At 29.3% G+C, this 17188-nt stretch carries 11 protein-coding genes; 9 read left to right on the top strand and 2 right to left on the bottom strand.

Annotated features, from left to right (window positions below):
• The first annotated feature begins 310 nt into the window (after window positions 1–310).
• Both QMG30_RS16290 and QMG30_RS16285 read left to right on the top strand, forming a co-directional pair.
• Window positions 311–1069 carry a hypothetical protein gene (locus tag QMG30_RS16290; protein ID WP_281817216.1) on the top strand — a complete coding sequence of 253 codons (759 nt, stop codon included), beginning with the start codon at window positions 311–313 and terminating at the stop codon, window positions 1067–1069.
• A 72-nt stretch (window positions 1070–1141) separates the two neighbouring features.
• Window positions 1142–3019, top strand: coding sequence for a DUF5696 domain-containing protein (locus tag QMG30_RS16285; protein WP_281817214.1), 1878 nt, complete (start codon window positions 1142–1144; stop codon window positions 3017–3019).
• A gap of 117 nt (window positions 3020–3136) precedes the next feature.
• On the opposite strand, the gene QMG30_RS16280 is transcribed toward QMG30_RS16285, so the two are convergent.
• Window positions 3137–5200, bottom strand: coding sequence for a hydantoinase/oxoprolinase family protein (locus QMG30_RS16280; protein ID WP_281817213.1), 2064 nt, complete (start codon window positions 5198–5200; stop codon window positions 3137–3139).
• Window positions 5201–5541: 341 nt separating this feature from the next.
• Between QMG30_RS16280 and QMG30_RS16275 the strand changes: the two genes are divergently transcribed.
• The 4 genes from QMG30_RS16275 to QMG30_RS16260 all read left to right on the top strand — a co-directional run bounded on the left by QMG30_RS16275 (window position 5542) and on the right by QMG30_RS16260 (window position 10367).
• Complete coding sequence (locus QMG30_RS16275; RefSeq protein ID WP_281817212.1) at window positions 5542–6951, top strand: hypothetical protein; 1410 nt, start codon at window positions 5542–5544, stop codon at window positions 6949–6951.
• A gap of 97 nt (window positions 6952–7048) precedes the next feature.
• The gene (locus tag QMG30_RS16270; RefSeq protein ID WP_281817210.1) at window positions 7049–7921 is read left to right on the top strand and encodes an NAD-dependent epimerase/dehydratase family protein; all 873 of its coding nucleotides are present in this window, start codon (window positions 7049–7051) and stop codon (window positions 7919–7921) included.
• Between the two features lie 148 nt (window positions 7922–8069).
• Window positions 8070–9086, top strand: a complete 1017-nt coding sequence (locus tag QMG30_RS16265) for a DUF6709 family protein (protein WP_281817208.1) — start codon at window positions 8070–8072, stop codon at window positions 9084–9086.
• A 258-nt stretch (window positions 9087–9344) separates the two neighbouring features.
• Entirely contained in the window at window positions 9345–10367 is a 1023-nt protein-coding gene (locus tag QMG30_RS16260) for a DUF6709 family protein (protein WP_281817206.1), read from the top strand.
• Window positions 10368–10391: 24 nt separating this feature from the next.
• Here QMG30_RS16260 and QMG30_RS16255 read toward each other — a convergent pair whose 3' ends face one another.
• Entirely contained in the window at window positions 10392–12011 is a 1620-nt protein-coding gene (locus QMG30_RS16255) for an extracellular solute-binding protein (RefSeq protein ID WP_281817204.1), read from the bottom strand.
• A gap of 240 nt (window positions 12012–12251) precedes the next feature.
• Between QMG30_RS16255 and QMG30_RS16250 the strand changes: the two genes are divergently transcribed.
• The 3 genes from QMG30_RS16250 (at window position 12252) to QMG30_RS16240 (ending at window position 17052) form a co-directional block, all read left to right on the top strand.
• Window positions 12252–14021, top strand: coding sequence for a sensor histidine kinase (locus QMG30_RS16250; protein WP_281817202.1), 1770 nt, complete (start codon window positions 12252–12254; stop codon window positions 14019–14021).
• Entirely contained in the window at window positions 14021–15442 is a 1422-nt protein-coding gene (locus QMG30_RS16245; RefSeq protein WP_281817201.1) for a response regulator transcription factor, read from the top strand. The genes QMG30_RS16250 and QMG30_RS16245 overlap by 1 nt, the downstream gene beginning before the upstream one ends.
• Window positions 15443–15672: 230 nt before the next feature.
• Window positions 15673–17052 carry an ABC transporter substrate-binding protein gene (locus QMG30_RS16240; RefSeq protein WP_281817200.1) on the top strand — a complete coding sequence of 460 codons (1380 nt, stop codon included), beginning with the start codon at window positions 15673–15675 and terminating at the stop codon, window positions 17050–17052.
• Window positions 17053–17188: the final 136 nt, after the last annotated feature.

The raw sequence follows: 17188 nt of genomic DNA, 5'->3' as shown, positions 1-17188 counted from the left end.
TAATAATTTATAATATTAAGTTATTTAGATAAATTATTGCATTATTTATATTATATATTGAAATAATTAATAACTTTGATTAATAATTACAGGTTTATTAATCTGATTTTTGTTATACTCTCATTTGAGAAAATTACTAAGTTTTAATAATATGATTATGATACGTATAATGTAGAAATATAATATATTATAAACATAATTGACGTATGTAATTGTTTTTGCTACAATTGAATTGTAATTATAAACATATGTTATATGGAAGGAGAAGAAATAACTATTTTTTTGAAATTAATTATGAAAGGATGGAGTAATGGAAGAGCTAACATTAGCCAGAATTAAAAATGATGTAATTCAAATAGTAAAAAGATGTGGAATTGCTATTTATATTGTTGAATTTATTAAGTGCATATTCAATTCTTATAATACATATCAGGCATATATTGCGTATTTTAGTAATGATACAGTGGGGCAGTTAAGTCAATCTATATACAATTTATTAGGAATTGTTATTACGGCTGTATTGAGTATCATTTCAATACTTATAATAGATAACAGTTATGAGAAGATAAATGATAACTACCCGAATATAATTAAAAACTCGTTCAAGAAATTACCTAAATATATTCTAGGATATATTGTAGTAGGTTCATTTATTATAGTAGCTTTATTGATATGTATGGTTACCATAATAGCTTTGAGAGGGACTTTGGGTACACTTGTTATAATAATTTTTATTATATTATTCTTATATATAATGATTAGATTTTGTTTGTTAAGTTATGTATTAATTCTGGAAGAAGGCACTAACTTTATTAGTAGAAGTAAAGAATTATATTTGATCGATAAAAGTATAATGGTTAAATACTATTTTGCTACTTTAATCATACAAATAATACCTACTGTTTTATTGACATCTTTACCTAATTGGATGAATATAGAATTAAGTAAAACAGCTTTTTTATCTACAAGAATAGGATTGATTGTAATTGGATTGGTATTAGCTCCAATAATTAAAATCGTTGGCTTGTCCATATATAAATGTTATATTGATGAGGATCTAAAATATTAGCAGCAAAAAAATAAGTATTATTAATGTTAATTAGTTATTCAAAATGGATAATTGATATGAGGAGGTTATGGAATGAAAGAACATATAATTTTTCGAAGTAATGATTTAAAGATTAAATACTACATTAAGGATCTGAAGGTAGTTATATATAATGGCAATAAAGAATGGAATTATGTTAAATCATACAAACCACATATTGAGGTAGAAAGTAATGATAAAATGTATGAAATATTATTTTGTGATGCAAGAGATATTTCACACGAAGAATATAGAACAGGATTTGGACATGGTATAAGATCTACTTTTTCACAATTTAGTATAGATAAAAAAGATATAGATATAAGTTTTGAAACTAACATATGGATTGATAATACTTTCAATGATGTACATTTTCAGTTTATTCCAATTAAAGAGTCAAAAGGAATTATCAAAAAAGTTGTATGGCCGGGACCTTTTGAATTTAATAAACCAGATAGGGATAATTATACAGTATTACCAATGATGCAAGGATGTATTATTCCTACTGGTTGGAATCAGAAAGTGGAAAATATTGAGGATGGACGTTATTATACAAGAGATGCATATATGCCATGGTGGGGGCAGATAGAAGATAATAATGGGTATATAGCTATCGCTAGTACTCCTTGGGATGGTGGATATGAATTAGATCATCCGGGAGAAGGTTATACTAATGTATATCCATACTGGGAACCTTCATTAGGCTCTATTAGATATAATAGAGAACTTATATATAGATTCCTAGTAGACTGTGATTACAATTCATTGTGTAAGATATATAAGGATTATGTTAAGAAGAAAGGTTCATTTATCACACTGGAAGAAAAGAATATAAGAAATTCTAATGTGGAAAAATTGATAGGTAGTCCTATCATACACACTAATATTTATAAGCATATAGTACCTGAAAGCATATTTTATGATAAAGAAAATCCAAGTAATAATGAGGAGTTAACAACTTTCAGTAAGAGAGCGGATCAATTAAAGAGATTGAAGAGCATGGGAGTAGAAAAAGCTTATGTTCATCTAGACGGTTGGGGAAAAATGGGATATGATAATCAACATCCAGATATATTACCACCATGTGAAAAAGCGGGTGGATTTGATGGTATGAAGGAATTAACAGATACTTGTAAAGAACTAGATTATATTTTCGCAACTCATGACCAATACAGAGATTATTATCTGGATGCTGAGACTTTTGATATTAATCAAGCGGTTGTTGATGAAAAAGGGGATGTAGATATGGAAGCAACATGGGAAGGTGGTAAGCAAGCTTATCTATGTACTACATTTGCTCCATATTATGTAAAGAGAAATTTTGAAGCACTAAAAAGTAGAGGTATTGAACTAAGAGGAAGTTATCTAGATGTTTTTAGTGTAGTCAATCTTGATGAATGTTTTCATAAAGAACATAAGATGTCTCGTCGTAATTGTATGTGCAAAAGGATTGAATGTTTTAATTACGTTAGTTCAGAGGGGATTCTTACAAGTTCAGAGGAAGGCTGTGACTGGGCAATACCTTATATGAATCTGGTTCATCATGCTCCACATGCACTGTATCCAAATATAGATAAAGGTAATGCTAGAGGTATTCCAGTCCCTTTACTAAATCTAGTTTATCATGATTGTATTGTGATACCTTGGGCTCTCACAAAATCAGCTTGGGGAATACCAGAATCGAAGGATGGATTTTTGTATGCACTCCTAAATGGTGGAGTAGGTTATCTTGGTGTCGATGCAGATAAAGAAGAAATAGGAAAAAATAAAATTGTATGTGATTTATCAACTAAGGTAGCAACATGTGAAATGATAAGTCATAAATTTTTAGATGATACGTATAATAAGCAGAAAACTATATTTTCTGATGGAACTTCTATTGAAGTCGATTTTGAGAAAGATGACTACATAATTGGTCATTGTGATTTATAAATATATATGTAAACAATTCTACGGTTAATAACATTTTATAATTGTTATTAACCGTTTTGGCTAGAGAATAATGATTTCTATGTATATCAATCAGATTTAATTAAATATAAGATTATATTATAATGCTTTAGTGTCAGCTAGATTACAATTTGCTTTACCAGTAAGGATAACAGATATAAGAAAGTTTTTCTGTATTTTGTTATCATTATTATTGGATATTTTAGCTCTTTTTTCAGTTTCTGTTATTGTAACGCAAGGCTCTATAGCTCCTCTTTCTATTGCAATTTCTTTCGTGTATAGGGATGTTTTTTCATATGCAGCCTTGTAGGCATCATCATATTCTTTATAGTGATTAATCCCTTTTGGAGTAATAACGTTATAGTATAGGAATGTATTGTTTTCATATACAGGGTTAATTATAATATCAATACTTACTGATATTTCACCAGATGCAGCTCCCATAGCATTGGCAACATGAGCATAATCAGGGACATAACATTTAGTTCCTAGCTTTTCTGCAACTTTCGGTAAGAATATTTTGGCAGGAGCACCTATACCAATAATAGGTAAATTGGTCTTTATATCAATGTTGCAATATTTACCTTGACTGGTGAAGGCATGTTTTAATAACTTGGCTTCTGTTTGTAATGATATTTTCTTTTCATATTCATGTTTATTACTGGAGCGTATAGGTAATTGCATTATGTTGTCATAATCCATAAGTTTATCTGCTATCATTAAATACAGATTGGAACATACTGTATCATAGATTCTTTTATAAAGTTCTTGTTCATCTATTTCATATTGCAATGAAAATTGTTTTGTAGCAAGAGTTGAAGCTTCTACATCCCAATGGTAGAAATCACCTTTGACATGCATAATATCAGTTGGTGTCAAAGAGCTTTTCATAATGATGCTATTATCAATTAATCCTTCTATCTTAAGATTATATATTGATATTTTACAGATTTTACATAATGATGTAATATCCATAGGACCGTTATTGAGAGCTTCTATAATTGCTTTTTCTTGGTCAGTCAATGAATCATAATAACCAATTTTATCTTTGCTTTTGATTAAGTTATAGAATATACCTAAAGGTCGTGAATGACTTTCGCCTTTTTTAATTAGTTCCTTTAGATAGTTTTTTATTATAGGATATTTACTGGCTAGAGTACATATAGGAACTACTCGTCTAGGACCAACAAGGATATTATCATTTTTGTCTAGAATGATTTCGCTGTCGCCTCCTAAACCTATTGTGGACATATCAATAGATGGAGTAGAAGTTTTGTAACCACTTATATTAGCTCCTGCTTCCTCCATTTTTACCTGATTGTTTTCAACTATAGCAAGATCGCTTGTAGTTCCTCCCATATCTAGCACAATGCCTTTATCTAGACCGCTTAATCTGAGAGCACCACAAACACTGGCAGCTGGTCCGGAAAGCAAGGTATCCACAGGTTTTTGTCTTGCATATTCTTCAGTCATAATAGAACCATCACTACGTACAATAATGATTTTAACATCCATATTTCTTTTTAATAGATTATCTTTTATTGCATCAAGAAAATTGTTGAACAACGGAACGATTCTGCAATTAAGTAAACAGCTTACAGCTCTTCTCATATAATTGAGTTTAGAAGAAAGTTCATGTCCACAGATTACGGGCTTATTAGTTACCTCTTCTATTATTTTTTTAGCTTTCAACTCGAATACAGGGTTTATGACGCCAAAAACTTGAACTATCGCATAACCATCAACACTATTCTTTGAACTCTCTATATCAATATTGAATTGTTCCCAATCAGGTGTAGATATTATTTTACCTTGAGTATCAACTTCACCTTCTACGAATAATATTTCATCTGTTGATGGAAATCCATAATCTTTGCCGTATTTTTCTATTTCTTCTGACTTAGAGCCTATTAAGATTAATTTGCCTTTTGCACCTTTTCCTTCTACACAGGCATTTGTTACAAGAGTTGTTGATAGAGATACTGTACTAACATCTTTCATATGTTCTTGGGGCAATTTATCTAATACGTTATTAATACATTCTTTTAGATTTTCTACTGTTGTAGGGGTTTTACTTGAAGCAAGGATCTGTTCGCTATCATAATCATATATAACTGAATCAGTAAATGTTCCCCCTGTGTCTATACCTATTACTTTATTCATTAATAACACCCTTCCTTATTATTGTAAGCCTATGATTAAAATTGTAGCTCAATAGTCATTTGGATTCTATTAATATTTTGCTGATTTTTGAAGTTTCTTTACTTATACAAACAATAATTGTGTTTTCTATAACTTTGTTACAGCAAAATTATATTTTGGTATATCAAGTGAGAGTAAGAAATTAAATTAGTAATAAAGCATGTTTATCTATATAAATTCATGTGAGTTAGTATTTTTTGACTAAAATAATACAGAATTTTAATAAACGACTAATATGTCGTAATAGTAATTTAATAAATAAATGGTAGAATATAGTAAATGAATGAGGAGGAAAGTATTTTATGAGTAATAAGTCTAAATTGATAATTATGGTTTTATTAACTATTTGTTTGATTACCAGTTGCAATACTACAGCTAAGGAAAGAGATATTAATGATGAAGGCGAAGTCACTTCGGCGGAAATAGAAACTTTTGAAGAGACGGAATCAGATAATCTTGATGGTCGTATAACAATTGCAGAAGATAAAATGAATGAGTTGACCTGTTCAGGAATTAAGTACAATATTAAGTCATTCAGAGCACAATTTACTCTAATTAATAATAATGAAGAAGCAGTAGATTTGAAAATAAGAATACCTTTTACTGAGAAGAATGTTCCTAAAAATGAATCCATATTTATATTTTTGGATAAGACCAATTCAGAAGCAGTATTTCATCTTGAACCAAAAGAGAAAAAAGAGATTACTATTGATAGGGATAATTATAATATTAAAGGTAATATAGGAAGTATTAATGGTATAGCAAGTATTGGTGTAGTAGGGGAGCTTGTTATTAATACAGGGGATAGATGGAATTACATTAATTATAATGAACCAGGAAAAGTCGAACCTTGGGATATTGAGACAGATATAGGATTACTAAAGAAATTTACCTCTTATGAAAAACGTATCCATGAACTTGAGAAAGAAAATGAAGAGCTTGAAAGAGAAGCAAAAAACTTCGAAAGTGCATACAACGTGTTGAAAGGAAATAACAAAGAATTTAAGGAGAGTCTTCCGGATTATAGAGTGATTAAATATAGCGAAGAAAGTGGTATAAGAAAATATACTGGCAAAGTACCATTAAGAATATACCCAAGTCTAGATGCTCCTGCATTAAATCTGGAAACCAAAGATATATTAGTAAATTGCATTTATTCCGTATTAGTGGATGATATAACGTGGGGAATGGTTTTAGTAAATAATTATGGTGATGCAAAGGTTGGATTTGCACCTATTGAAGATTTTGTCAAAGTTGAAGATAGTGACAATGCAATATCTACTGTAGAGTCATTAGGAGGATTTAGAACTGGAGACAGAATAGAAAAACTTATTGGAACTCTCGATCGTGATTATACAGTAATCAGTGAAAACATATGTATATATTCTTTCCCTGATGATAATTATGTGGAAACAGATGCTATGAACAGACCTTTTGGAAATAAAACATTAGATACTTTTGTTGATAATGATTTCAGAGTTTCAACAATTAGAACTAACTCACCTCAGTTCCAATTGGAGTGCGGTTTCAAAGTAGGGGATAGAGCTAAAGAGGTATTTGAATATTTTGGAGAAAAATATGAATCTGATGAAGATGCTTATATGTATGGAGATTATAATTACAGGTTGTCTGATACTGAGGTTATTTCTTTTTATATAAATACACAAGAGTTAGAGGAAGATAGTCTAATAACTAGTATTTGGATTCAATAAATATAAATGATATAATTTAGAATATAAAATTACACAAGATGTTATATAGCAGATGAATTAATTTTCGTTTATTCTATATGATAGTCAGGAGGTTATAATGAAGATTTTAGTACTAGGTGGTACACGTTTTTTTGGTGTGCATATGGTGAATGCGTTGATAAAGAATGGACATGATGTAACAATAGCTACAAGAGGACTTACAAAAGATAACTTCGGTGAGAAAGTAGATAGAATCATAATAGAACGTACAAGTTCAGATAGCATGGCAAAAGCATTTGGAAGCAAACATTATGATGTCGTATGTGATAATCTTGCATATTGCTCTAATGATGTGAAATATCTATTGGATAATATTGAATGTAATAGGTACGTAATGACATCTTCAGCTTCAGTTTATGACAATTTGCATATGGGTATAACAGAAAGTGAATATGACCCATATACATATGGACTCAAGTGGTGTTCTCGTAATGATTATATTTATCCAGAAATAAAGAGACAAGCTGAATGTGCATTATTTAGAGCTTATCCTCATGTACAAGCTGTAGCAGTTAGATTCCCTTATGTGATTGGACAAGATGATTATACAGAAAGATTATATTTTTATGTTAATAGCATCGTTAATGGCATTCCTATGAATATTAATGGATTAGATGAACAGATACCATTTGTAAAATCTTCAGAAGCAGGACAATTTATTGCATGGATAGCAGAGAGGGATTTTACTGGCCCTATAAATGGTAATAATGTAGGTACTATAACTTTACATGAGATAATAGATTATGTAGAAAGGAAAACCAATAAAAAAGCAATATATTCGTTGGAAGGTGCAGAAGGACCATATAATGGTGTGGAGTCATTCGATCTTGATACAAAGTATGCTAAAGATTCAGGACACAGATTCACTGAATTAGATGAGTGGATATATAAGTTAATGGATTGCTATATACAGAAAAGTGGACAAGCGTAATATAAGTTTTTTTATTGTGGCAAGATTAATATAATGTATAAGATTTATAGATATATTAATATAATTAGTGAGCTTAATTGACAAAATAGTATTAATTATGCTAATATCCTATGGAGTGTTATTTACACAAAATTAGGAGAAAATATACATGGAAACATTACAATTTATTGAAAGATATAATAAAAATAGACGTAATAGTATTTGGGGTTTGGCAATATTGTTAATTGTAGAAGTTATATTAGCTATTATGTGTTTGATTTCTTATGACAAAAGCACAAATAATCCTGCAATAATTAATGACTTTGAAGATTTTAATAAAGCTATAGCCAATAATGAATATGCACATTTGGAAATAAGTGACTATATTGATTTAGGAAGTGTACAAACAAAGCGTAAAAATGTTACTTTCTCAGAAACTTTTTATATTGGGATTAATATTAATGATAAAATACTCGTTGTGTCAATAAAAAATGATGACTATTATGAGCTGGCTGAAAATACTAGTCCAACATATTTGCTTAAGGGGAGATTTGGAAAGATTGGTAATGAATTACATGGTACGTTAGAAGAATTACTTAAAGATATAGTAACTCCAGAAGAGCTAAATAATATGATGTATGATAAATTGTTATCTTGTGAGATACCGACAGATACACTTACATCAAAGTTTATAATAATGTCTTTCATATTTTTTATAATTATAATACGTATATATGTGATATATAAGAAATCTAGAAATTTCCAAAAACTAAGAAAGCAACATAATACTGATTTTGATATGTTCTTGGAAAAAGTTGATATAGAGATTAAAAATAAAAATATATTAGAAAAAGATCCTATAATCATAACTGAAAACTATATTATATCTAATTGTTCACATGAATTTTTTGTGTATCCTAAAAGTGATTTAATGTGGGTATATAAGGAAGTAACTAGATATAATAGAGTTTTTAAAAGTTCTAATATAACTTTTGTGTTTGCCGATAAGAGTAAATATGAATTTGGTACGATTAGTGATAAAGATATAAATGAGATTATTGAATATTTTTCAAGATATGGTTCTAAATGTATTGTTGGTTATTCAAATGAACTTAATAAGATGTACAAGAAACATACTAATGCTTTTATTCAGCAATGGCGAAACAAATATAAAGATGCTCAGTAATCATAATTAACGAGCTTAATACTATTTGATATATTAATGACTGTTCAAGCTATAATTTATACTATAGCTCTTCGGACAGTCATATCTCTTGATGTTTAACTTATATTCGATATAAGTTTTTTTATTGTAGTAAAATAATATAATATATAGGACTTTATAAATATATTAATATGATTACTTAGCCTAATTGACAAAATAATATCATATATGCTAATATCCTATGGAGTGTTAATTACACATAATTAGGAGGAAATACAAATGGAAACGCCACAGTTTATTAAAATTTACAAGAAAAGAAAACGCATAGGTATTTTAATTTTAGCAATATTATTGATTAGTGAAGTTATATTATTTGATAGATGTATAACATCGTATGACAATAACACAAATGACCCAACTATAATTAATAATTTTGAAGAATTGAATAATGCAATGGTCAATAACGATTATGTACATTTGGAAATAAGTGAGTATTATGATTTAGGTAGTGTTGCAACTGAACGTAATGGTTCCAAGATTTCGGAAACTTATTATATTGGATATGGTATTAATAAAAAAATGCTTGTTATTTCTCTAAAAGAGGATGAATATTACGAGTTTGTTAGAGATACAAATGATTCATATATACTTAAAGGTACATTTGGAAAAATAAATAGTAACTTACGTGGAACACTAGAAGAATTATGTGAAGATGTAGCAACTCCAGAAGAACTACATGAAATCATGTATGATTATTTCTTATCATGCGAAACACCTTTAGATGCACTTACATCAAAGTTGATAATAATGTTTTTTGCATTTTTAATGATATGTGTATGTATATATATATTGTGTAAGAATTCTAGAAGTTTGAGAAAACTGAAAAAAGAGCATGGTAGTGATTTTGATATGTTTTGTGAAAAAGTCGATTCAGAGATGAAAGCTACTACTGTATTAAGAAAAGGAGCTATAACTGTAACTCAAAACTATATTATAGCTAATAGTCCTTGTACGTTTTTTGTATTACCTAAAGATGAGTTAATGTGGGTATATAAGGGTGTAACTAGGTATTATAGAATAATAAAAAGAACTAATATAACTTTTGTGTTCGCGAATAAAACTAAATATCAGATTACTTCAATTAATAATAAAAACATTGATGATCTCATTGAGCATTTTTCACAAGATAGTTACAAATGTATTGTTGGTTATTCAGACGAACTTGATAAGATGTACAGGAAACAAACTGATGCCTTTATTCAGCAATGGAATAATAAATATAACATTAATGACATTCAGTAATAGAATAAAAAATACATAATTAATCTAATAACCCAATTGGGCTGCTTTAGCTGTAACTTCTTCTATAGCTTCTTGCAGTCCATTTTCATTTAATCTTTCAATCATATCAGCATAAGCTTCCTCAACACTTTTTTCACTTAAGATAACCTTAATTAATTCATCATTAATATTAACCCTAGATAATCTATCCTTAGCGGGAGTAGACATAAAAACAATATCATAATTATAGTTAACGATTTTTGCGTTATTATTATGCCATGTCATCTCTTTGATTGACATATCTACAATATCTTCTCCGCATATAGAATTAATAATTTCATTTTTAGTATACATTCTATCTTGTTGCCATGCTGCCATGTTAGAAAGAACTTCAGAAGATGGGTAATATTCAAACATACTAATATAACTACCATCATAATTTTTAGGACGAGTTATAATAATTTGTCCATCTTTTTCATCCCAATCCTTTCCTTTTATGCCTAATCTGCAAGTCAATGCACCTTCGTCAGACAGCATCCAATCATAAATAGCCAATATTCTTTCCATTTTTTTATCACTACATTTAGAACTGAAATAGCTTTCTGACCACCATGTAGCTTCTGTATATTTATATATATTACCATCTGGAGAAGGCCACATATGTAAGTATTTCACTGCATCAATAAATTTTAGATCAGGATTGTATCTATTCCAGATATTGGGAACATAAGAATAGGAATTATTATGTAAGAATACACCTGCTTTACCTTCAGCAAACTTATTTTTAGCATCTTGTGAATTAGCAATAGCAAAATTTTTATAAAGCAATCCTTCGCTATAGAGTTCTTTTAATTGTCCAATAGCACCTATGGCTTTTTTATTAGCATAGGCAGGCATCCACTTTGAGTTTTCGTTAACCCAACATCTTGGAATATTGCATAATTCTGGGTAGCTACCTAGAAAAAGAAGCGCAGCAAAATTCATATTATTAATTACCATACCTATAGTATCATCTTTACCATTATTATCTGGGTCATTTTCAACGAATGCTTTTAGCATTGCTTTGAAATCGTCAAAATTCTGTGGGTCATCAATACCTAGATTTTCCATCCAATCTTTTCTAACCATGATTACTCTATCAAGAGCCCATTTATTGATTGACTTATATGTCTGCCTTGGAATCATATAATAATTGCCGTCAATATATCTTGTTTTCTTTACGTCTGCCAAATCAAATATTTTTTTTACATTAGGATATTTACTTAGGTCTTTTGGTATAGCCCTTATAAGTCCTTCCTTAATCCAGTTGTGATAGATGGAATTACCGATTATATCATGAGCGAATACATCAGGTAATTCGCCAGATGCAGCATATGTGATATACTTTTCGCTCCAATCAGACCATGTAGTTGGTATGGCTTTAAAAGTTACATTAAATTTTTCTTCCACTTCTTTTAAAAGAGCGTCGTCACTATCTTTTCTAAAAAAATTTTCAATATCCCAGAACGAAAGTGAAATCTCTAATTTTTCTTCATATGGATTAGGAATTTTTTGTATTACATCTTTTTCTATTTCTGTTTCTTTACTTTTTGTACAACCTGTTAGTATTGCAGAAATAAGCATAAATGTTATAACGACAGCAATTGATTGTTTGAAAAAATGCATCAGCATAAGACCCCCAGAATAAATTTAAATTGAAAAAAGAATAATATTTTTAACAAAAAAAGAATAATTATATTGTGAATATATCACAAAAAATGTACTTAGTCAAATATTGTATAAGTATAATCTACTAAAAAAACTTATAATACTATATTGACTAAAGAAATAAACACTTTTCATATGCTGTCATTTTATGATATCCTTTATTTATATTTTTAAGATAAAAGTTAGGATGGATAAATAATGAAATTTCTAGAGAAGGTTTCAATAAAAATTCAATTATTCATTATTGCAATTACTACAATAGCGATTATACTTTTTATCATCTTATCAGTGTATACGCAGATAAATAATGTTATTACAGAAAAAAATGATGAATATGCAAAAGAGTTGATATACCAGATTGAGAATAAAGTGGATAATAATTGTGATCTGGTCAATCATATAGTCAAGAATATTGCATTCAATAAGATAGTACAAGATTATCTGTTAGAGGAAAAATTAGATGATAAATATGAGATATTCAAAGAAGTTGACAAATATGTAAATAATATGATGAACTTAAAAGAAGGTATAATTGACATAGCTATCAAGAATTCTGATGGAAGTATATATTATAAAAAAGAAGGTTCTAATATCTCTGCCTATAGAGATTACATATTGAAAGATAGAGTTTCCATTTATTATAGTGGTATGGAGGAATATAATGATAATAAGGATTATAAAAAGTGTTTTGTGGTAGCTACAAATGTTTTTTCTATAGATCCCAATAGACGATATAATGAAAACATAGGTACGATATATTTATTTTTAGATGTAAATAGTATTGTTGGTAATATGGAAAAAATATTATCCAAGCAGACTAATACTAATCTATATCTAATTGATCGTAATGGAAGAATATTTTTGAGTAATGATAATAGGATAGATGAAAATGTTGAACAGTTGGATATTGAAGATGAAGAAGCTTTTCTTGATGAAGTTGATGATGAAAGATATATAGTAGGTATGGCAAATTTACCTTATATTCATGGTAAAATAGTAAGTAGAATACCGAAAGATCAACTTTTATATGACATCTCAGTGATTAAGAATAGACAAATAATAATTATGATTATTGCGTTTCTAATACTGGCGATACCTTTTTCCATTACCATACGTAATATAATCAGACCTCTCAGGAAATTTAAAATATTTACAGCTAAGATTAATTCAGGTAACATGAAAGGACTTAAATCTAAGATAGAATTAGGTGGTTATGGTGAAATGGTATCAGTTTCCCATGAATTCAATTCCATGATGGAGGAAATAAATAGTCTGACTCATAGATTATTGAATACAAGTTCTAGATTATACGAAGCAGAATTGGAAACTAAACAGGCAGAATTAGCATATCTCAGAAGTCAGATCAATCCCCATTTCCTATATAACACTTTAGAGTCCATTAAAGGTATTGCAGCAGATAATGAAATACCACAGATAATTAATATGACAAAAGCATTAGGGAAAGTTTTCAAGTATAGTGCTAAAGGATCAGATACTGTTTTACTAGAGGACGAAGTGAAAGTTGTGAAATCGTACATATATATACAACTCATACGTTTCGAGAATAGATTCAGTGTTACATATGATATTAGTGATAAAGCATTACTATGCAATGTTCCAAAGATGATATTGCAGCCTATAGTCGAAAATTCCATTTATTATGGATTGGAGCCTTTAACGGATAAAGGGAAATTGACAATAGATGCAAAAATAGATTCAAGGGATAATCTAATCATTGTAGTGGAAGATAATGGAATTGGTATGAATGATTCATCTTTAGCTGCTATCAGAGAACAGTTAGATAATGATGAGAGTTCTATATTATGGGAAAATACAAGAAGTATTGGACTTAGTAATGTTAATAACCGAATAAGGTTAAGATATGGCAATAATTATGGTTTGACTATAGATAGTAAATATAAAAAAGGGACAAAGGTAACTTATAAATTACCAGGGAAGGTGAAATAGTGTACAGAATATTAATTGTTGATGATGAAAGGCTAGTAATTAAAAGTTTAAAAGCTAGTATTGATTGGAAGGAATATGGTTTTAGTGTTATTGGTGAATCAACTTCAGGGAAGGATGCTTTAGAATTTATTAATAAGCATAAACCTGACCTTGTATTCACTGATATAAGAATGCCGGAAATGAATGGTCTTGAATTAATTAAAAAGGGGAAACGTATATCAGTCAGAACTCAATTCGTTGTAGTAAGCGGTTATGCAGAATTTGCTTATGCTCAGAAGGCAATGTTATATGGTGCTATGGGATATTGTCTAAAACCCTTTGATGATGATGAAATAATAAATATATTGAAAAAAGTTACATCAAAACTAGAAAAACTGAGAATAACTACTAACACAAATGACTATGCATTGTTGGATACAACATCAGAAGATAATAGAGAAAAACTAATCAAGTTATTAAAAGATAACAAAGTATTAGATTCAACCAATGATGATAAAGTAATAATATTAGTCTCCATTGGAAAAAAGGAGCTGCAATTTTCAACTAATGTCAATCATATTGATTTTAGATTAGGGACCAACAAATACGTATATATTATTTCTTCTGATAAAAACCAAATCATATGTGATACCCTAGATGTGTCAGAAGATATTGAATCAGTTGGAATGAGTTCAATGATATCTATAGATAACAATATGAATGTATACATAGAAAATGCCACCATGGCAGCATATCAATTTTTCATTACTGGTAAAAAAGGTTTGTATAATGCTCAAAATGTTATTAATGAAGATATAGATAATCTAGTTAGAAAACTAGAAAATAGTGTTGGTAAAAAAGATATAAATACTATTAATAAGATTCTAGATAATATTTCTATATTAATAAAAAAAGGTGATTATAATATAAAACTTATATTTCGCATGTATAATGCGATAATGTCTTTATTTTATAGGATTGATGGAGACTATTATGAGAAATATGTTTATAACTATGAACAATTAACAGGAATATTCACATCAGCTGATGATATGGTCATATATCTTAAAGAGTTGATTAATTGCCAGTTGAAACTAAAACCCATATATAAACCAGAAAAAATAAAAAACAAGACTTTTAGAGATGTACTACAATATGTTAACAAAAATTATTGTAATGATATATCAATTCAGAGTGTGTCCAAGAAATTCGTAATCAATCCAAGTTATTTAAGTCAGATGTTCCGGAAAGAGATAAAAAAAACTTTTACTCAATATTTGACAAGTCTTAGAATGTCTGACGCATGTGAGCTATTAAAAGAAACAGAGTATACCATTAATGAGATTGCAGATAAAATAGGGTATAATGATTACTTCTATTTTGCTAAGATCTTTAAAAAATTCACTGGAAAGACTCCAGGTAATTATAGAGAAGAAAACTAATCATATTATTGATTATGCCACCTTAGGGTGGCTTTTTATTATTCAAAAATACTAAAAAAAATACAATAGAAAGCTAATTTGTATACAAATTAGCTTAAGGAATATACAATAAATATCTAACTATAGTTAATACAAAACAAACTTCCAAAATATTATAATATAATCAGTCAGAGAAAATGAAATGATGGAGTAACAACTGGCTAAATACAAAAAAAGGGAGAGCGATAGTTATGAATATCAAGAAAATAATAGCTTTGTTATTAACAACATTGCTTGTAATGGGTACATTTGTTGGCTGTGGTAATGATAAGACAAAAGAAAGCAGTCAAACAGATGACAAAAAAGTTGAAGAAACTGAGGATAATGGTTCAGATGAAAAAGAAGCACAGGAAAAAGAAAGTGATCTAAGCGGTGAAGTTGTTTATTGGTCAATGTGGAGTGAAAATGAGCCACAAGCAGAAATATTAAAGGGTGCTATAGAAAGATTTGAAAAAGCTAATCCTAATGTTATAGTAGATGTTCAATGGCAAGGTAGAGGTGTAAGAGATTTAGTTATACCAGCTATTGAAGGTGGTCAAAAATTAGATATATTTGATTCTGATCCAGTTGGTATGTATACATCTCTAGGGGAAAGTTTGTTGAATCTAGATGAATTATATGCATCACCATCTGTTAGTGACCCATCTAAAACATTAGCAGAAACTATTTTACCATCATTAGTAAAATGGGATAAATCTTTAGCTGATGGTGTAGAATTAAGTGGACATTTCTCAGTTCCTTATGCACCATACGCTGTAACTTGGTTCTATAACAAAGACCATTTCGAAAAAGCAGGTATTAAAAGCGCACCTAAGACTTGGGAAGATCTAGATGCAGTATGTGCGAGCCTAAAAGAAGCAGGATATAAACCAATAACAGTTGATGATGCATATTATTCTATGATGTTCTCTTATTACCTTGATAGAGCAATAACAAATGATGAAGTAGCAAAATTAGTATCAGATAATACTGGTGAAAGCTGGGATGATCCTCTAGTCGTTCAAGCTATTGAAGCATTTGAAGATTTCTATAACAAAGGATATTTTGCATCAGAGGTTGAAACTAACAAATATCCAGCAGGACAGCAACAAGTTGCCCTTGATGAAGCTACAATGTATTTCAACGGAACATGGTTACCAGCAGAAGTATCAGCAACAACAGGTCCAGATTTTAATTGGGGACAATTCACATTCCCTACTGTACCTAATGGAAAGGGGAAAATAACAGATCTAACATTTGGTGGTCAAGCATTTTTAGCTAATGCTAAGACTGATAATAAAGAAGCGACATTTGAATTATTAAAATATTTTGTTGACACAGAAACACAACAAGCTTTTTCAGATGCTGGTTTAACAGCTTGTACTGTCGGAACTAAATGGCCTGAATCAATAGCTGATGCTCAAGCTATTGTTAGTGAAGCAGATAAAAATATTAACTGGGGTGCTAATTTGAGTGGAGATTTTGCAGAAGCAATAGTAGTTCCAGAGATGGTTAATGTCATGATTGGTAAGTCAACTGCAAAAGAATTCATAGAAAAAATGAAAAAGGAAGCAAAGACTTATGCTAAATAAGACAATTGCATAATTACCTTCCGCTGATTTCTATAGCACAATATGTTGGACTTTATCTACAATTAAAATATACATATTGTGCGTATAGAATTAAATTAGGAATTATGCAATTATCTCAAATGATATTTAAATAGTT

Origin of the sequence: Vallitalea longa (assembly GCF_027923465.1) — a bacterium.
Classification (GTDB): Bacteria; Bacillota; Clostridia; order Lachnospirales; family Vallitaleaceae; genus Vallitalea; species Vallitalea longa.
This window is presented reverse-complemented; position numbering and strand designations above follow the sequence as displayed.